Genomic DNA, 16,722 nt, shown 5'->3' with positions numbered 1-16,722 from the left:
CTAGCACACTGTCGCCCTTGCGTCAGCTTCGGCCGACCGGGGCCCGGCGTGCACGGGTCGCCGCGGCGCGGGAGTCGAGCTCGTCGTCGTCAGGGTAGGCGATCTCCTCCAGAGAGAGTCCGTGCGCCGGCATCACGGTGAAGCGGCTCGTTCGCATGCGCGCATCGCGCAGCGCGACGAGCTCGTCGCGGTCGATGCGCCCGCTGCCCACGGCCACGACCGCCCCGATCAGCGCCCGCACCATCGAATGACAGAAGGCGTCCGCTTCGATACGGGCGGCGTAGGCGCCGTCCTCCGTGCGTCTCCACTCGAAGCGCAATAGGTCGCGCACCGCGGTGGCGCCGTCGCGTGCTTTGCAGAACGTGGTGAAGTCGTTCAGGCCGAGCAGTTCGTCGGCCGCCGACTGCATGGCGTCGAAGTCGAGCGGGCGCGGCACCTCGGCCGTGTACCTGGCCACCAGAGGATCCTTGCGCATGCCGGCGCCGATGAGCCGGTACTCGTACCGACGCCTCAGCGCCGAGAAGCGCGCGTCGAAAGTCGACGGCACTCTGCGCACCGAATGAACGACGATGTCCGGCGCTTCTCGGGCGACGACGCCGTTCAGCTTGCGAGCCCGCACCCGAGCGAGTTCGGCTTCCCCCGGAACCGGCTGATCGGGCCGACGTCGCCCCGCCCACTGATCGAGTCGAGCCTCGGCGACATCGAGGTGGGCGACCTGGCCCCTGGCGTGCACCCCCGCGTCAGTGCGGCCGCCGACCGTGAGACGGGTCGATTCCGGCTCGGCGATCCTGAGCAGCGTTGCAATTCCCGCTTCCAAGCTGCCCTGCACGGTGCGCAGCCCCGGCTGCGCTGCCCAGCCCGAGAAGTCGGTTCCGTCGTATGAGAGGTCGAACCGCAGGCGTACGGGAGCAGAGTGCATGCTTCGATCCTGCCAGACGGCTCGGTTCGCTTCCGATCACGCAACGTACACTGGATGTCCGAGGCGTCGCCGCAAGACGGTGCCGCACTTGCCGCCATGACACAGACATCACCGACCCGCCTCCACCCTCGCGCCGACCGGCTCGGGGGACTCGATGGACTTCGCGCGATCGCGGTCGGCCTGGTGCTCTGCTATCACCTCTTCCCAGGCGCGCTTCCCGGGGGATTCCTCGGCGTCGACGTCTTCTTCGTCATCAGCGGTTTTCTCATCACGACGCTGCTGCTGCGCGAGCACGCAGGCACGGGCCGAATTCGTCTGGGGCATTTCTGGCGACGGCGCGCCCGTCGACTACTGCCGGCACTCGGCCTCGTGCTCGTCGTCTCGACGGCGCTCGCACTGCTCATCGACCGCGACCTGCTCGTCGGAATCGGCCGTCAGATCTCAGGTGCCGCACTCTTCGTGAGCAACTGGACGTCGATCGTCGGCGGTGCCGACTACTTCGCCCGGGACGCGCCCGAGCTCTTCAGAAACACCTGGTCGCTCGCCATCGAGGAGCAGTACTACATCGTGCTCCCCCTCATCTTGCTCCTGGTGGTCCGAATCCGCGGGCGTGCGGTCCGCGCGCTTCCGTTCATGGTGCTCGGCGCCGCTTCGGCACTGCTCATGATGGTGCTCGCCGCCGCCGGGACTGACCCGACGCGCGTCTACTTCGGCTCCGACACGCACACGTTCGGGCTCGCGTTCGGCGCAGCACTGGCCCTGCTCGTGGGGCCGGGTGCGCGGGCCCAGGTGCACGAACGACCGGGTGCGATGGCGCAGCTCGCTCTCAGTGCAACCACCCTGGCCGGTCTCGGCACGCTGGGATGGCTCGCCGCGACGCTGCCGGAGGGCAGCCCGCAGAGTTTTGCCTGGGGCTTTCAGCTCGCGTCACTCGCCGCCCTCGTGACCGTGTGGTCGGTCACCCGACCTGGAGCCTGGATCGGGGCGGTACTCGATGCGCGACCACTGCGCTGGATCGGCGAACGTTCGTACGGCATCTACCTCTGGCACTGGCCGCTGCTGCTCATCGCGTCCGCCCTGTTCGCCACCGCGCTGCCGCAGGGAGTGGGCGCCATCACGCTGGTGACGACGATCGGCATCGCTGCCGTTTCGTATCGCTACGTCGAGGAGCCCGTGCGCCGCTTCGGCCTCAGGCGATCGCTCGCCATGTTGCTGCGCCCGGCCAAAGCCACGCCGCAGCGTCGGGCAGTCGTCGCAGTGATGGCGGCGGTGCTGGTAGTCTCCGCCCCTGCCACCGTCTTCGCTGTCGCAACCGCACCGACGCAAACCACCGCGGCCGATGCGGTTGAACGGGGCAAGGCGGCGCTCGACGCTGCTGCTGAATCCAAGACTGCTGCTGACCCTGACGCCGGGGTGGAGGAGCACGCCGACGGTGAAGCCGGAGCGCCCGGTTCCCTCTCCCCAGAGGGCCCCGACATGAGCGCGATCGGCGACTCGGTGATGCTGGCGAGCCTGCCGGAGCTCGAAGAACGATTTCCTGGCATCACCATCGATGCCGCGGTCTCCCGGGGGATGGGCGTGGGGGTGGAACTCGCCTCGGAACAGGCGGGCGGGGGCAGTGTGCGCCCGGTGCTCCTCGTCGGCCTCGGCACCAATGGCCCCGTCGGCGCCGAAGAACTCGATGCGCTCCGCGCCTCTGCCGGGGATCGGCAGCTCGTGCTCGTCAACGCGCACGCCGATCGCGACTGGGTTCCCAGCGTGAACGAGACGCTCGCAGCCTACGCCGACGCCCATCGCGGAGTCGTGCTCGCGGACTGGGAGGGGACCATCTCCGCCGCCCCGAATACGGCACTCGCGGGAGATGGCATCCATCCGAATCCAAGTGGTGGCGAGCTCTACGCCGAGTGCGTGCAAGCAGCGCTCGATGAGCTGCAGCAGCCGGGCGAGGGAGTCGGCTTTTCAGTGCCCCGCCGGTAAGCGATAGCGGCTGGGCTGATCGCACGAGGCACTGCTGCGAGGCGTGCCCGGAAGCCGCACCGCGCCAGACCAGGCGACTGTACCGGAGAAACCGAGAGCCCCCGCTGCGCAGCGCGCAGCGGGGGCTCTCGGCGAATCGAACGAGTACTTACTCGGCCTTCTCCTCAGCGGGTGCCTCGGTGGTCTCCTCGGCAGGAGCGGCTGCGGTCTCCTCAGCCGGCTCCTCAGCTGCTGCCGCAGCCGGTGCCGCGGGCTTCTCAGCCTTGGGCTTCGGCGACACGGGCTCGAGCACGAGCTCGATCACGGCGAGCGGCGCACGGTCGCCCTTGCGGAAACCGGTCTTGACGATGCGCGTGTAGCCGCCATCGCGGTTCTCGACGAGCGGAGCGATCTCGGTGAAGAGCTCGTGCACCACGGACTTGTCGAGGATCTGACGCATCACGCGACGACGCGAGTGCAGGTCGCCCCGCTTCGCGAAGGTGACCAGGCGCTCGGCGACGGGCTGCAGGCGCTTTGCCTTGGTCTCCGTCGTCTGAATGCGCTTGTGCTCGAAGAGCTGCGAGGCCAGCTGGTTCAGCATCAGACGCTCGTGTGCGGGGCCGCCTCCGAGGCGGGGGCCCTTGTTGGGCTTGGGCATTATTTACTCCAGTAAGTGTGCGGTCGGGCGGACAGTGCCGAACCGTTAGTTGTTGTCGTCTTCGTAGCTGTAGAACTGCGCACCGTCGAACCCGGGCACCGCGTCCTTGAGCGAGAGGCCCATCTCGGTGAGCTTGTCGCGCACCTCGAAAACGGACTTCTGACCGAAGTTGCGAATGTTCATTAGCTGCGCCTCGGAGAGCGCTACCAGCTCGCTCACCGTGTTAATGCCCTCGCGCTTGAGGCAGTTGTAGCTGCGCACCGAGAGATCCAGATCCTCGATCGGGATCGAGAGCTCGCCCTCGGCGACGACCTCGACCGGCGCGGGGCCGATCTCGACGCCCTCGGCGGCGGTGTTCAGCTCGCGTGCGAGACCGAAGAGCTCGACGAGCGTCGACCCTGCAGACGCAATTGCGTCGCGGGGCGAGATCGCCGGCTTCGACTCGACATCGACGACCAGACGATCGAAGTCGGTGCGCTCCCCTGCACGCGTCGCTTCGACGCGGTAGGTGACCTTCAGCACCGGTGAGTAGATCGAGTCGACCGGAATACGGCCGACCTCTGCATCTTCGTTCCGGTTCTGAGCGGCCGAGACGTAGCCGCGCCCGCGCTCGATCGTGAGCTCGAGCTCGAACTGGGCCGAGTCGCCGAGCGTTGCGATGACGAGCTCGGGGTTGTGCACCTCGACGCCCGCCGGAGCGGAGATGTCGGCTGCAGTGACCTCGCCAGCGCCCGTCTTGCGCAGGTAGGCGGTGATCGGCTCGTCATGCTCGCTCGAGACGACGAGATCCTTGATGTTGAGGATGATCTCGGTTACGTCCTCGGTCACGCCCTGAATGGTCGTGAACTCGTGGGCGACGCCCTCGAAACGCACGCTGGTAACCGCGGCGCCGGGTATGGACGACAGCAGGGTACGACGCAGCGAGTTGCCGAGCGTGTAGCCGAAGCCGGGCTCAAGCGGCTCGATGGCAAAACGCGAACGGAACTCGGAGATCGATTCTTCAGTCAGAGTGGGTCGCTGTGCAATCAGCACGGTGTGTGATCCTTTCGCTGGAGTCCGCTATATGACTCATGCGGTATCGGGATTGAAGTGGGCTGAAGCACCGGTCGGAGCCGGTGCTGGGAATGACGGATCGCCGCCCCACGGGCGGCAGTCGCGCCGGCTCGCGCCGACGCGACTCTCCGATCAGACGCGGCGGCGCTTCGGCGGACGGCAGCCGTTGTGCGTCTGCGGCGTCACGTCGTTGATCGAGCCCACCTCGAGGCCTGCGGCCTGAAGCGAGCGGATCGCGGTCTCGCGGCCCGAGCCCGGTCCCTTGACGAAGATGTCGACCTTCTTCATGCCGTGCTCCTGCGCCTTGCGCGCAGCAGACTCAGCGGCGAGCTGAGCGGCGAACGGGGTCGACTTGCGCGAGCCCTTGAAGCCGACGCCGCCTGAAGAGGCCCAGCTGATCACAGCACCGGTGGTGTCGGTGATCGAGACGATCGTGTTGTTGAAGGTCGACTTGATGTGGGCCTGGCCCACGGCGACGTTCTTCTTGTCCTTGCGACGCGGCTTGCGAGCCGCGGTCTTTGGTGCAGCCATTGAGTATTCTCCTGAAAAGCTCTGTGTGTGGGTCTAACGGACCGGCGTTACTTCTTCTTGCCGGCGACGGTGCGCTTCGGGCCCTTGCGGGTACGAGCGTTCGTCTTGGTGCGCTGACCGTGCACAGGCAGGCCCTTACGGTGGCGAAGCCCCTGGTAGCTGCCGGTCTCCACCTTGCGGCGGATGTCGGCTGCGACCTCGCGGCGGAGATCGCCCTCAACCTTGAAGTTGCCTTCGATGTAGTCGCGAAGCGCGACGAGCTGCTCATCCGACAGATCCTTGACGCGGATGTTGCCATCGATGCTGGTGTCGGCGAGGGTCTTGAGTGCGCTGGTGCGCCCGACGCCATAGATGTAAGTGAGTGCAATCTCAACGCGCTTATCGCGTGGGATGTCGACTCCTGCGAGACGTGCCATGTTGGCTCTCCTTGCGGATCGTGGAGGTGTGGTGCGCATCGGGGGTTCGGGCCTCCGGCCCGAGGTGTCCCCCGCGGAATGCTGCTGAGCGGGTTCTTCGATGCGCTGGATCAGATATTCAGTTGCGTGTTCTGCTGAGCCTGCCGCGGCGGTCAGCGGCTGGGCCTTAGCCCTGGCGCTGCTTGTGACGCGGGTTGCTCTTGCAGATCACCATGACGCGCCCGTGGCGACGGATGACCTTGCAGTGATCGCAGATCGGCTTGACGCTGGGATTGACCTTCATGATGGTTCCTTCGTGTGTATCGCTGTCCTCGTACCCGCGGAGTGCCGCGAGTCGTTACTTCCCAGCGACCTACTTGTAGCGGTAGACGATGCGGCCGCGGGTCAGATCGTAGGGCGTCAGCTCCACGATCACGCGATCCTCGGGGAGGATGCGGATGTAGTGCTGACGCATTTTGCCTGAGATATGAGCGAGCACTTTGTGTCCATTGGTCAACTCGACGCGGAACATCGCGTTGGGCAGAGCCTCGACAATGTGTCCCTCGATCTCGATGACGCCGTCTTTCTTCGCCATAGCCTCACTATCGCTTGCGTAGGTGTACTGGTCATGCGAATGCTCAGCTTCTGCGTCTCCGGCCGCACTCCGACTGGTGTCGGCGCGAACGCAAAAGCAGGCGCAAAGCACCAAAGATCAAGAGTACTCGGCGTGTCGTCTTTTGTAAAGCTCGTCGAGTGTCGTGGCGGCGGAGAAGCCGCTACGGGATCGGAACCGGGCGAACGCCGAGCGGCTCGAGACCACTGGCTCCCCCGTCCGAAGCGGTCAGCACCCAGATGCCTCGGTCGTGCACCGCGACGGTGTGCTCCCATTGCGCGCTCATCGATCCGTCCGCCATGGTCACCGTCCAATCGTCGTCCTCGACCACCGTGTCGATGCCACCCGCCGAGACGATCGGCTCGATGGCGACGACCAGACCCGGCTTCACCTCGGGCCCGCGCCGGCGAACCGGCACGTTGAAGACCGGCGGATCCTCGTGCATGCTTCGACCGATGCCGTGACCGATGTAATCCTCGAGCACGCCGAAATCACTGTGAGCGCGAACGTAAGCCTCGACGGCTTCCCCCACCTCATTGAGATGCGAGGCCGATGCCAGGCGCGCGATTCCACGCCACATGGCCTGCTCGGTCACGTCACTGAGATGCTGATTGGCGGCCGTGCGATCCGGGTCGGCGTGATCGGGCAGCACTGCGGTGAAGGCCGAGTCGCCGTGCCATCCGTCGATCACTGCGCCTGCATCGAGCGAGACGATGTCGCCGGGTTCGAGCGGACGGTGAGTCGGGATCGCGTGGACCACGTGCTCATTCACGTTCGCGCAGATTGTGTGCCGGTACCCGGGCTCCAACATGAAGTTCGGAGCGCCACCCATCGCGCGGATCGTGCGCTCCGCAATCGCGTCGAGTTCGAGCGGCGTGATTCCGGCCGTCACGGCGGTACGCATGGCGTCGAGCGCTGCACCAGTCGCGAGCCCCGGCTCGATCATCTGGCGCAGCTGCGCCGGCGTCTTGTAGATCGAACGTCGCAGCAGGCCTCGACGCCCCACGAGCTACTGCCCGACTCGAGCGCTCAGCTGAGCCGACAGGCCGGCAGCGATGCGCTCCGACACTTCATCGACCGAGCCGAGACCATCCACTGAGACCAGGATGCCGCGCTGGGAGAACAATTCGATGAGTGGTGCAGTCTGCTCCGCGTAGACGTCCTGACGGTGCCGAATGACCGCCTCGGTGTCGTCCGCGCGCCCCTCGAGCGCTGCACGCTTGAGGAGCCGCGCAACGACCTCGTCGGGGTCGGCCTCGAGGAGCACGACCGCGTCGAGCGACGAGCCACTGAGCATCCCGTCGAGCGCCTGCACCTGGTCGACCGTGCGCGGGTACCCGTCGAGCAGGAAGCCCGCGGCAGCGTCGTCCTGGGACAGTCGGTCGGCGACGATCTGGTTCGTCAGCTCGTCGGGAACCAGCTCACCCTGTTCGATGATCGCCTGCACCTGCTTGCCGAGCTCCGTACCGCCCTGAATATTGGCCCGGAAGATGTCACCGGTCGAGATGGCGGGAACGCCGTACCGTTCGACGATGCGGCCGGCCTGAGTACCTTTGCCCGCGCCGGGAGGGCCGATGATGAGCAGGCGCGCGGTCGTCTCTGCGGTCACTTGAGGAGCCCTTCGTAGTGGCGCTGCTGCAGCTGCGCGTCGATCTGCTTCACGGTCTCGAGCCCGACACCCACGATGATGAGGATCGACGCACCGCCGAACGGGAAGTTCTGGTTCGCCCCGAAGAACGAGAGCGCGACGAGCGGAAGCAGTGCGATGACCCCGAGGTAGAGCGATCCTGCGCTGGTGATGCGGGTGAGCACGTAGTTGAGGTACTCCGCGGTCGGGCGACCGGCGCGGATGCCCGGGATGAACCCGCCGTACTGCTTCATGTTGTCGGACACTTCTTCGGGGTTGAACGTGATCTGCACGTAGAAGAAGGTAAAGCCGATGACGAGCAGGAAGAAGACGAGCATGTAGAACGGCTGATCGCCGTAGACGAGGTTGTTCTGGATCCAAACCACCCACGGTTTCGGATCCTCGCCGATCTGCGGCTGATTGAACTGCGTGATGAGCATCGGCAGGTAGAGAATCGCAGACGCGAAGATCACCGGGATCACGCCCGCCATGTTCACCTTGATCGGAATGTACGTGCTGCTGCCGCCGTACGTGCGACGACCGACGACGCGCTTCGCGTACTGCACCGGAATGCGTCGCTGCGATTGTTCGACGAACACGACGGCCGCGACCACCAAGAGCCCGACCCCGAGCACTATGAAGAAGACTTCCCAGCCTCGCGACTCCTTGATGATCCACATTGCGCCGGGGAAGGTCGCTGCGATCGAGGTGAAGATGAGGAGCGACATGCCGTTGCCGATGCCGCGCTCGGTGATGAGCTCGCCGAACCACATGATGAGGCCCGTGCCCGCGGTCATGGTGATGATCATGATGAGCACTGCCCACCATTCCTGCGAGACGAGGTTCTGGCACGCCTGGTTCGCTGCGGCGCCGAAAAGCTGGCCCGATCGCGCGACCGTGATAAGCGTGGTCGACTGCAGGATTGCGAGGGCGATCGTCAGGTAGCGGGTGTACTGCGTCAGCTTCGCCTGGCCGGCCTGGCCTTCCTTATGGAGCGCCTCGAAGTGCGGGATCACGACGCGGAGCAGCTGAGTGATGATCGACGCCGTGATGTAGGGCATGATGCCGAGAGCGAAGATCGACAGCTGCAGCAGAGCACCGCCGCTGAACAGGTTGATCATGTCGTAGAGGCCCGAGCTGCCCTGGTTCTGGTTCGCCACCAGGCACGCTTGAACGTTATTGAAATCTACGAACGGTGCGGGAATGAATGACCCGAGCCGGAACAACGACACGATCGCGAGCGTGAAGACAATCTTCCGCCGCAAATCGGGTGTCCGGAAGATCCGTCCGATGGCGCTGAACAAAATCTGCCTCCTGGAACGTCGTAAGGGGCTTCGCCTACCGACGAGAACCAATTGCTCCAGCCTACACGGCGTGTGCCGCTAGACCGAGCCATCGCCGAGAACGGCGGGTGAAACAAAAACAGCGGGGGTAGGCGGGAGCGACATGAATGTCGCCCCGCCGGTCCCCCGCTACTCGGGATACACCCGAGGGTACAACCGATCCACGTGGATCGTTACTTCACTGCTCCGCCTGCGTCGACGATCTTCTGCTCGGCTGAGCTGGAGACCTTGTCGACCTGCACGGTGAGCTTGACCTGCAGGTCGCCGTTGCCCAGCACCTTGACGGGCTGGTTCTTGCGGACGGCACCCTTGGCCACGAGATCCTCGACGGTGACGTCGCCACCCTGCGGGTAGAGCTCGGCGAGCTTTGCGACGTTCACCACCTGGTACTCGGTGCGGAACGGGTTCTTGAACCCGCGGAGCTTCGGGGTGCGCATGTGCAGCGGCATCTGCCCACCCTCGAAGCCGACCTTGACCTGGTACCGGGCTTTGGTGCCCTTGGTGCCGCGGCCAGCGGTCTTGCCCTTCGATGCCTCGCCACGACCCACGCGGGTCTTGGCCTTCTTGGCACCGGGAGCCGGACGGAGGTGGTGCGCCTTCAGCACCGACTCACGCTCCTCGTTGTTCTCGCTCATGCGTCGATCTCCTCAACCACTACCAGGTGAGCGACCGCGCGAATGTAGCCGCGATTGGCCTGGGTGTCCTCACGAACGACCGACTGACCGATCTTCTTGAGGCCCAAGCTCCGCAGCGTATCGCGCTGGTTCTGCTTCTCACTGATGACGGACTTCGTCTGCGTAACCTTCAGGCTCTTCGCCATTACGCACCTGCCTTTGCCTTCGCGGCAGCGTCGGCCGCGGCCTTCGCCTCAGCGCGCACGATGCGAGCCGGAGCGACGCGGTCGAAGTCGAGGCCGCGGCGGGCTGCGACGGAGCGGGGCTCCTCGAGCTGCTGCAGAGCCTCAACGGTCGCATGCACGATGTTCAGGGTGTTCGACGAACCGAGCGACTTGCTCAGCACGTCGTGGATGCCGGCGCACTCGAGTACGGCACGCACCGGGCCACCGGCGATAACACCGGTACCTGCTGCGGCCGGACGCAGAAGCACGACACCGGCTGCGGCCTCACCCTGTACAGGGTGCGGGATGGTGCTGCCGACGCGGGGAACGCGGAAGAAGTTCTTCTTGGCCTCCTCGACACCCTTTGCAATGGCGAGAGGCACCTCCTTCGCCTTGCCGTAGCCGACGCCGACCGTGCCGTTGCCATCGCCCACCACGACGAGCGCGGTGAAGCTGAAGCGACGGCCGCCCTTGACGACCTTCGAGACGCGGTTGATGGTGACGACGCGCTCGAGGAACTGGCTCTCGTTGCGGTCGCGGCCGCTGCGCTCGTTGCGGGTGCCGCGATCGCGGCTTCCACGACGCTGCTCACGCGGCTCGTTGCGGTGATCCTGAGCCGGAGCGGCCTGCGCGGCCGTCGTCTCAGACTGGGCCTCTGCAGACACTTGCTGCTCCTTCGTTTCGTTGCTCACAGGGTCAGCCCCCCTTCGCGAGCGCCATCGGCGATCGCTGCGACGCGACCGGCGTACTTGCTGCCGCCACGGTCGAATACGACCGCGTCGATGCCGGCGCCCTTCGCGCGCTCGGCGACGAGTTCGCCGACCTTGCGAGCCTTGGCGGTTTTGTCACCGTCGAAGGAACGCAGATCTGCTTCCATGGTCGAAGCCGACGCGAGGGTGAGACCCTTCGAATCGTCGACGACCTGCACGAAGACGTGGCGCGCCGAACGGTTGACGACGAGACGGGGGCGAACCTCCGTGCCGACGATCTTCTTACGCAGGCGGGTGTGGCGGCGAACTCGCGCAGCCGTCCGACCCTTAGCCCGGGATACTGAAGCGGCCATGGGTTACTTACCAGCCTTTCCTGCCTTGCGACGGACAACCTCGCCCGCGTAGCGAATGCCCTTGCCCTTGTAGGGCTCCGGCTTCTTCAGCTTGCGGATGTTGGCTGCGGCCTCGCCGACAGCCTGCTTCGAGATCCCGCTGACGGTGATCTTGGTGTTGCCCTCGACCGCGAGCGTGATGCCTTCGGGGGCGTCCACGTTGACCGGGTGCGAGAAGCCGAGCGCGAGCTCGAGGCCGGTGCCCTTCTGCTGCACGCGGTAGCCCGTGCCGACGACCTCGAGCTGCTTGGTGTAGCCCTCGGTGACGCCGATGATGTTGTTGTTGATGAGCGTACGGCTGAGGCCGTGCAGCGCTCGGGAGTCGCGCTCGTCGTTCGGGCGGGTGACGAGCACCTGGCCGTCCTCGAGAGCGACGCGGATGGGATCTGCGATGACGAGCGACAGCTCGCCCTTCGCGCCCTTGACCGTGACCTTCTGGCCATCGATCTTGACATCTACACCGCCGGGAACGGCGATGGGAAGCTTACCAATACGTGACATGACGCGTTACCACACGTAAGCGAGGACTTCCCCGCCAACGCCCTTCTGCTCGGCCTCGCGGTCGGTCAACAGACCCGAGGAGGTGGACAGGATCGCGATGCCGAGTCCGCCGAGCACGCTCGGGATCTCGGTCGAGCCCGCGTACACGCGAAGGCCGGGCTTGGAGACCCGCTTGATGCCCTCGATCGAACGCTCGCGGTTCGGGCCGTACTTCAGCGACATGGTGATGGTCGTGCCGACGCGTGCCGCCTCGACCTTCCAGTCCTGAATGTAGCCCTCGCGCTTGAGGATCTCAGCGATCCGCTCCTTCAGCTTCGAGCCGGGGAGCGAAACGTCGTCATGATGCGCAGAGTTTGCGTTGCGCAGCCGGGTCAGCATATCTGCTACCGGATCAGTCATCGTCATGAGTGACTCTTTCTTTCTCGCCTGGTTTCATACGCCGGTACACCGACGCACGACCTGGGTGACACACGGATTGGGTGCCCGGGAAATCCCGAGCACCCTCGCCGTTTGGACTATTCAGTTATTCCGACTTGAAGGGGAATCCGAGCGCGCGAAGCAGCGCACGGCCTTCATCATCGGTCTTCGCGGTGGTCACGACGGTGATGTCGAACCCACGCACGCGATCAATCTTATCCTGATCGATCTCGTGGAACACACTCTGCTCGGTCAAACCGAAGGTGTAGTTGCCGTTTCCATCGAACTGACGGGGCGAAAGGCCACGGAAGTCGCGGATACGGGGCAGCGCCAGGTTCACGAGACGGTCGAGGAATTCCCACGAGCGATCGCCACGAAGCGTGACGTGAGCACCGATGGCCTGGCCCTCACGCAGTTTGAACTGCGCGATGGACTTGCGAGCCTTGGTGACCATCGGCTTCTGGCCGGTGATCTTCACGAGGTCCGCGATCGCGCCCTCGATCACCTTGCTGTCGCGAGCAGCCTCGCCGACACCCGTGTTCACGACGACCTTGACGACGCCGGGAACCTGCATGATGTTGGCGTAGCCGAACTCTTCGCGCAGCTGCGGAACGATCTCGGAGCGGTACTTCTGCTTCAGGCGGGGCTGAGCGTTGGTCGCTGCAGTCTCGGTCATGCGAGATCCTTCCCGGACTTCTTCGCGAAACGCACGCGAACAGTCTTCTTCTTGCCGTCCTTCTCGACTTCCTCGACGCGGAAGCCGACGCGGGTCGGCTTCTTCGTCTCGGGGTCGACGACCGCGACGTTGGACACATGGATCGGGGCCTCGACGGTCTCGATGCCACCCTCGCGGGTGCCACGATCCGACTGGCCGACGCGCACGTGCTTGGTGACGTAGTTGACGCCCTCTACCACGATGCGATCGCTGTCGGAGAGAATCTCGATGACGCGACCCTGCTTGCCCTTGTATCCGCCGCGTTCCTGCGACGGGCCAGAGATGACCTCGACGAGGTCACCCTTCTTGATCTTTGCGCCCATAGGACTAGATCACCTCCGGTGCGAGCGAGACGATCTTCATGAACCGCTTGTCGCGGAGTTCACGTCCGACCGGCCCGAAGATGCGAGTGCCGCGGGGCTCCCCGTCGGCCTTGAGGATAACGGCGGCGTTCTCGTCGAACGCGATGTACGAGCCGTCACCACGACGAGTCGACTTGCGCGTCCGGACGATGACGGCCTTGACCACATCGCCCTTCTTGACGTTGCCACCGGGGATCGCGTCCTTGACGGTCGCGACGATCGTGTCGCCGAGACCGGCGTAACGACGCTTCGAGCCACCGAGGACACGGATCGTGAGCAACTCCTTGGCGCCGCTGTTGTCGGCAACCTTGAGTCGGGATTCCTGCTGAATCACTTGTTACTCCTTCACTGAGTAAGCCCGAGGGCTTACTTCGCCTTCTCGAGGACCTCGACCAGACGCCAGCGCTTCGAAGCGCTCAGCGGCCGGGTCTCGTGGATGAGCACGAGATCGCCGATGCCGGCCGTGTTCTGCTCGTCGTGGGCCTTGACCTTCGACGAGCGACGCAGCACCTTGCCGTACAGCGGGTGCTTCACGCGATCCTCGACCTCGACAACGATGGTCTTCTCCATCTTGTCGCTGACGACATAGCCGCGGCGAGCCTTACGGTAGCCGCGCTGTTCCTTCTCGACCTCAGCCATGTTCAGGCCTCCTTCGTCTCAGCGGCGGCATCCGCCTGCTCGGTCTTCTTGCTGCTCTTCTTCGCCTTTGCGGGCGCAGCAGCAGGGGTGGCACGAATGCCGAGCTCACGCTCGCGCAGCACGGTGTAAATGCGAGCGATGTCGCGCTTCACCTGGCGAACGCGGCCGTGGCTTTCCAGCTGACCGGTGGCCGACTGGAAACGAAGGTTGAAGAGTTCGCCCTTCGCCTTCTTGAGCTCTTCGGCCAACCGCTCGTTCTCGAAGCTATCGAGCTCGGTGATGGCCAGTTCTTTGGTACCGATCGCCATTACGCGTCGCCCTCCTCGCGCTTGATAATGCGGGCCTTGAGGGGCAGCTTATGGATGGCGCGGGTGAGCGCCTCGCGTGCGAGCTCCTCATCGACACCGGCGACCTCGAAGAGGACGCGGCCCGGCTTGACATTGGCAACCCACCACTCGGGCGAGCCCTTACCCGAACCCATGCGGGTTTCCGCAGGCTTCTTGGTGAGGGGACGATCGGGGTAGATGTTGATCCACACCTTGCCGCCACGCTTGATGTGACGCGTCATGGCGATACGAGCGGACTCGATCTGACGGTTCGTCACGTATGCGGGGGTCAGTGCCTGGATACCGAAGTCGCCGAAGGCAATCTCGTTACCGCCCTTGGACTGGCCGGTGCGGCTCGGGTGGTGCTGCTTGCGGTACTTGACTCGACGGGGAATCAGCATGCTTACTTCTCCGCTCCTGCTGCAGCGGGTGCAGCCTCGGCCTGTGCGCCACGGGGCGCACGGCGGCGGTCGCCGCGGTCGCGCGACGGCTTCTGGGCCGCCTGCTCACGAGCGAGTTCCTTGTTGGTCAGGTCACCCTTGTAGATCCAGACCTTCACGCCGATACGACCGAAGGTGGTCTTCGCCTCGTAGAAGCCGTAGTCGATGTTCGCGCGGAGCGTGTGCAGCGGCACACGGCCTTCGCGGTAGAACTCCGAACGGCTCATCTCAGCGCCGCCGAGACGGCCGGAGACCTGGATGCGGATGCCCTTGGCGCCAGCGCGCTGAGCGCCCTGCAGACCCTTGCGCATTGCACGGCGGAACGCCACGCGAGCAGCGAGCTGCTCGGCGATGCCCTGCGCGACGAGCTGAGCGTCAGCCTCGGGGTTCTTCACCTCGAGGATGTTCAGCTGAATCTGCTTGCCGGTGAGCTTTTCGAGGTCGGCGCGGATGCGCTCGGCCTCGGCGCCGCGGCGACCGATGACGATGCCGGGACGTGCCGAGTGGATGTCCACGCGAACACGATCACGGGTGCGCTCGATCTCGACGCGGGACACGCCCGCGCGATCGAGCTGCTTCGTCAGGTGCTGACGGATCTTGATGTCCTCGGCAAGGTAGTCAGCGTAGCGCTGACCGGCCTTGGTCGAGTCCGAGAACCAGCGCGATACGTGATCGGTGGTGATCCCGAGGCGGAAGCCATAGGGATGAATCTTCTGGCCCATACCTAGGCTCCCTTCTTCACGGCGGCGAGCTCATCAGCCGTCTGCAGCACGATGGTGATGTGGCTGGTGCGCTTGTTGATACGGAATGCGCGGCCCTGAGCACGGGGACGGAAACGCTTGAGCGTCGCGCCCTCGTCCACGAATGCACGAGCTACGACGAGCTCGTCTTCGTTGAGACGCAGGTTTTCCTTGTCGGCCTTGACGCGCGCATTCGCGATCGCCGAGGCGACGAGCTTGAAAATCGGCTCCGCTGCGGCCTGCGGGGCGAACTTCAGGATGGCGAGTGCCTCCTGAGCGTTCTTCCCACGGACCAGGTCAATGACACGACGGGCCTTCTGGGGGGTGATGCGGATGTGACGCAGACGTGCGGTCGACTCCACCATTTCTCTTCCTCCTTCACGTCACCGCTTAGCGGCGACGGCCCTTCTTGTCGTCTTTCACGTGACCGCGGAAGGTACGCGTGGGCGCGAATTCGCCCAGCTTGTGACCGACCATGGTCTCCGTTACGAACACGGGGATGTGCTTCCGACCGTCATGCACCGCGATGGTGTGTCCCAGCATCGCCGGGATGATCATCGAGCGGCGCGACCAGGTCTTGATCACGTTCTTGGAGCCAGCTTCGTTCTGGACAATCACCTTGTTCAACAGGTGGTTGTCGACGAAGGGGCCCTTCTTGAGACTACGAGGCATCTTCTACTCTCTCCTACCTGTCGACTAACGCTTCTTGCCAGCGTTACGGCGACGCACGATGAGCTTGTCGCTTTCCTTGTTCGGATGGCGCGTACGGCCTTCCTTCTGGCCCCAGGGGCTGACCGGGTGACGACCGCCCGAGGTGCGGCCTTCGCCACCACCGTGGGGGTGATCCACCGGGTTCATGACGACACCACGCACGGTCGGGCGAACGCCCTTCCAGCGCATACGGCCGGCCTTGCCCCAGTTGATGTTCGACTGCTCGGCGTTGCCCACCTCGCCGACGGTCGCGCGGCAGCGCGCGTCGACGTTGCGGATCTCGCCCGAGGGCAGACGCAGCTGAGCGTAGGGGCCATCCTTCGCCACAAGGCGAACGGAAGCGCCTGCGGAACGAGCGAGCTTCGCTCCCCCGCCAGGCTTCAGCTCGATCGCGTGGATGACCGTACCGGTCGGGATGTTGCGCAGCGGCAGGTTGTTGCCGGGCTTGATATCAGCACCCGAACCCGACTCGACGACGTCGCCCTGCTTCAGCTTGTTCGGAGCGATGATGTAGCGCTTCGTGCCGTCCACGAAATGCAGCAGCGCAATGCGCGCGGTGCGGTTCGGGTCGTACTCGATGTGCGCGACCTTGGCGTCCACGCCGTCCTTGTCATGACGACGGAAGTCGATGACGCGGTACTGGCGCTTGTGGCCACCACCGATGTGACGGGTGGTGATCCGGCCCTGGTTGTTGCGACCGCCGGTCTTGGGGAGCGGACGGAGCAGCGACTTCTCAGGCGTCGAGCGGGTGATTTCAGCGAAATCAGCAACGCTCGAGCCGCGACGACCCGGGGTCGTCGGCTTGTACTTGCGAATTGCCATGATGTGTTCCTCTT

At 65.0% G+C, this 16,722-nt stretch carries 27 protein-coding genes; 1 reads left to right on the top strand and 26 read right to left on the bottom strand.

What is annotated here, in order from left to right; translation table 11 throughout:
- Nucleotides 1-22 precede the first annotated feature (22 nt).
- The gene (locus AB0O71_RS01830) at nucleotides 23-919 is read right to left on the bottom strand and encodes a tRNA pseudouridine synthase A (protein WP_363741193.1); all 897 of its coding nucleotides are present in this window, start codon (nucleotides 917-919) and stop codon (nucleotides 23-25) included.
- A gap of 96 nt (nucleotides 920-1,015) precedes the next feature.
- Here AB0O71_RS01830 and AB0O71_RS01825 point away from each other — a divergent pair, with 96 nt between their 5' ends.
- Entirely contained in the window at nucleotides 1,016-2,896 is a 1,881-nt protein-coding gene (locus tag AB0O71_RS01825; protein WP_363741191.1) for an acyltransferase family protein, read from the top strand.
- A gap of 148 nt (nucleotides 2,897-3,044) precedes the next feature.
- Here the strand turns inward: AB0O71_RS01825 and rplQ are convergent, their stop codons facing one another.
- From rplQ to rplB, 25 genes are all read right to left on the bottom strand, one after another.
- Nucleotides 3,045-3,533, bottom strand: coding sequence for a 50S ribosomal protein L17 (rplQ, locus tag AB0O71_RS01820; protein ID WP_363741189.1), 489 nt, complete (start codon nucleotides 3,531-3,533; stop codon nucleotides 3,045-3,047).
- Nucleotides 3,534-3,578: 45 nt separating this feature from the next.
- Nucleotides 3,579-4,565, bottom strand: a complete 987-nt coding sequence (locus AB0O71_RS01815) for a DNA-directed RNA polymerase subunit alpha (protein WP_363741187.1) — start codon at nucleotides 4,563-4,565, stop codon at nucleotides 3,579-3,581.
- Nucleotides 4,566-4,718: 153 nt separating this feature from the next.
- Nucleotides 4,719-5,117, bottom strand: a complete 399-nt coding sequence (gene rpsK / locus AB0O71_RS01810; RefSeq protein ID WP_010156423.1) for a 30S ribosomal protein S11 — start codon at nucleotides 5,115-5,117, stop codon at nucleotides 4,719-4,721.
- Between the two features lie 47 nt (nucleotides 5,118-5,164).
- The gene (gene rpsM, locus AB0O71_RS01805; RefSeq protein ID WP_090147134.1) at nucleotides 5,165-5,533 is read right to left on the bottom strand and encodes a 30S ribosomal protein S13; all 369 of its coding nucleotides are present in this window, start codon (nucleotides 5,531-5,533) and stop codon (nucleotides 5,165-5,167) included.
- A 166-nt stretch (nucleotides 5,534-5,699) separates the two neighbouring features.
- A complete protein-coding gene (gene rpmJ, locus AB0O71_RS01800) occupies nucleotides 5,700-5,816 on the bottom strand; it encodes a 50S ribosomal protein L36 (RefSeq protein ID WP_005050492.1) in 117 nt (38 codons plus the stop codon).
- A 69-nt stretch (nucleotides 5,817-5,885) separates the two neighbouring features.
- Nucleotides 5,886-6,107, bottom strand: coding sequence for a translation initiation factor IF-1 (gene infA, locus AB0O71_RS01795; protein WP_010156420.1), 222 nt, complete (start codon nucleotides 6,105-6,107; stop codon nucleotides 5,886-5,888).
- A gap of 181 nt (nucleotides 6,108-6,288) precedes the next feature.
- Nucleotides 6,289-7,131, bottom strand: coding sequence for a type I methionyl aminopeptidase (gene map, locus AB0O71_RS01790; RefSeq protein WP_363741183.1), 843 nt, complete (start codon nucleotides 7,129-7,131; stop codon nucleotides 6,289-6,291).
- A 3-nt stretch (nucleotides 7,132-7,134) separates the two neighbouring features.
- Complete coding sequence (locus AB0O71_RS01785; protein ID WP_363741180.1) at nucleotides 7,135-7,734, bottom strand: adenylate kinase; 600 nt, start codon at nucleotides 7,732-7,734, stop codon at nucleotides 7,135-7,137.
- Nucleotides 7,731-9,056 carry a preprotein translocase subunit SecY gene (gene secY, locus AB0O71_RS01780; protein WP_363741178.1) on the bottom strand — a complete coding sequence of 442 codons (1,326 nt, stop codon included), beginning with the start codon at nucleotides 9,054-9,056 and terminating at the stop codon, nucleotides 7,731-7,733. The genes AB0O71_RS01785 and secY overlap by 4 nt, the downstream gene beginning before the upstream one ends.
- Nucleotides 9,057-9,268: 212 nt before the next feature.
- Nucleotides 9,269-9,730 (bottom strand): 50S ribosomal protein L15, encoded by a 462-nt coding sequence (gene rplO / locus AB0O71_RS01775; protein ID WP_363741175.1) that lies wholly within the window; start codon nucleotides 9,728-9,730, stop codon nucleotides 9,269-9,271.
- The gene (gene rpmD, locus AB0O71_RS01770) at nucleotides 9,727-9,915 is read right to left on the bottom strand and encodes a 50S ribosomal protein L30 (protein WP_010156415.1); all 189 of its coding nucleotides are present in this window, start codon (nucleotides 9,913-9,915) and stop codon (nucleotides 9,727-9,729) included. Before rpmD ends, rplO begins: the two co-directional genes overlap by 4 nt.
- A complete protein-coding gene (rpsE, locus tag AB0O71_RS01765; protein WP_363741172.1) occupies nucleotides 9,915-10,598 on the bottom strand; it encodes a 30S ribosomal protein S5 in 684 nt (227 codons plus the stop codon). The genes rpmD and rpsE overlap by 1 nt, the downstream gene beginning before the upstream one ends.
- Nucleotides 10,599-10,621: 23 nt before the next feature.
- Nucleotides 10,622-10,996, bottom strand: coding sequence for a 50S ribosomal protein L18 (rplR, locus tag AB0O71_RS01760; protein ID WP_363741170.1), 375 nt, complete (start codon nucleotides 10,994-10,996; stop codon nucleotides 10,622-10,624).
- A gap of 3 nt (nucleotides 10,997-10,999) precedes the next feature.
- On the bottom strand, nucleotides 11,000-11,536 hold the full coding sequence (rplF, locus tag AB0O71_RS01755; protein WP_363741167.1) for a 50S ribosomal protein L6: 537 nt from the start codon (nucleotides 11,534-11,536) through the stop codon (nucleotides 11,000-11,002).
- Nucleotides 11,537-11,542: 6 nt separating this feature from the next.
- Nucleotides 11,543-11,941 carry a 30S ribosomal protein S8 gene (rpsH, locus tag AB0O71_RS01750; protein WP_010156409.1) on the bottom strand — a complete coding sequence of 133 codons (399 nt, stop codon included), beginning with the start codon at nucleotides 11,939-11,941 and terminating at the stop codon, nucleotides 11,543-11,545.
- 118 nt (nucleotides 11,942-12,059) lie between these two features.
- Nucleotides 12,060-12,629, bottom strand: a complete 570-nt coding sequence (rplE, locus tag AB0O71_RS01745) for a 50S ribosomal protein L5 (RefSeq protein ID WP_363741165.1) — start codon at nucleotides 12,627-12,629, stop codon at nucleotides 12,060-12,062.
- The gene (rplX, locus tag AB0O71_RS01740) at nucleotides 12,626-12,991 is read right to left on the bottom strand and encodes a 50S ribosomal protein L24 (protein WP_363741162.1); all 366 of its coding nucleotides are present in this window, start codon (nucleotides 12,989-12,991) and stop codon (nucleotides 12,626-12,628) included. The genes rplE and rplX overlap by 4 nt, the downstream gene beginning before the upstream one ends.
- Nucleotides 12,992-12,995: 4 nt before the next feature.
- Nucleotides 12,996-13,364, bottom strand: a complete 369-nt coding sequence (rplN, locus tag AB0O71_RS01735) for a 50S ribosomal protein L14 (protein WP_058594067.1) — start codon at nucleotides 13,362-13,364, stop codon at nucleotides 12,996-12,998.
- Between the two features lie 32 nt (nucleotides 13,365-13,396).
- A complete protein-coding gene (gene rpsQ / locus AB0O71_RS01730; protein WP_010156405.1) occupies nucleotides 13,397-13,669 on the bottom strand; it encodes a 30S ribosomal protein S17 in 273 nt (90 codons plus the stop codon).
- 2 nt (nucleotides 13,670-13,671) lie between these two features.
- Nucleotides 13,672-13,977 (bottom strand): 50S ribosomal protein L29, encoded by a 306-nt coding sequence (rpmC, locus tag AB0O71_RS01725; RefSeq protein WP_010156404.1) that lies wholly within the window; start codon nucleotides 13,975-13,977, stop codon nucleotides 13,672-13,674.
- Entirely contained in the window at nucleotides 13,977-14,396 is a 420-nt protein-coding gene (gene rplP / locus AB0O71_RS01720) for a 50S ribosomal protein L16 (protein ID WP_363741159.1), read from the bottom strand. Before rplP ends, rpmC begins: the two co-directional genes overlap by 1 nt.
- A 2-nt stretch (nucleotides 14,397-14,398) precedes the next feature.
- Nucleotides 14,399-15,157, bottom strand: a complete 759-nt coding sequence (gene rpsC, locus AB0O71_RS01715; RefSeq protein ID WP_053352794.1) for a 30S ribosomal protein S3 — start codon at nucleotides 15,155-15,157, stop codon at nucleotides 14,399-14,401.
- 2 nt (nucleotides 15,158-15,159) lie between these two features.
- Nucleotides 15,160-15,540 carry a 50S ribosomal protein L22 gene (gene rplV, locus AB0O71_RS01710; protein ID WP_363741155.1) on the bottom strand — a complete coding sequence of 127 codons (381 nt, stop codon included), beginning with the start codon at nucleotides 15,538-15,540 and terminating at the stop codon, nucleotides 15,160-15,162.
- Nucleotides 15,541-15,565: 25 nt separating this feature from the next.
- Complete coding sequence (gene rpsS / locus AB0O71_RS01705) at nucleotides 15,566-15,847, bottom strand: 30S ribosomal protein S19 (RefSeq protein ID WP_010156398.1); 282 nt, start codon at nucleotides 15,845-15,847, stop codon at nucleotides 15,566-15,568.
- Nucleotides 15,848-15,871: 24 nt separating this feature from the next.
- Nucleotides 15,872-16,708, bottom strand: a complete 837-nt coding sequence (rplB, locus tag AB0O71_RS01700) for a 50S ribosomal protein L2 (protein WP_090147110.1) — start codon at nucleotides 16,706-16,708, stop codon at nucleotides 15,872-15,874.
- Between the last annotated feature and the right edge of the window lie 14 nt (nucleotides 16,709-16,722).

This window comes from Leucobacter sp. NPDC077196, assembly GCF_040687075.1.
Taxonomy (GTDB): Bacteria; Actinomycetota; Actinomycetes; order Actinomycetales; family Microbacteriaceae; genus Leucobacter.
Note: the sequence above shows the minus strand (reverse complement) of the source record. Positions and strands in the feature narration are given on the sequence as shown.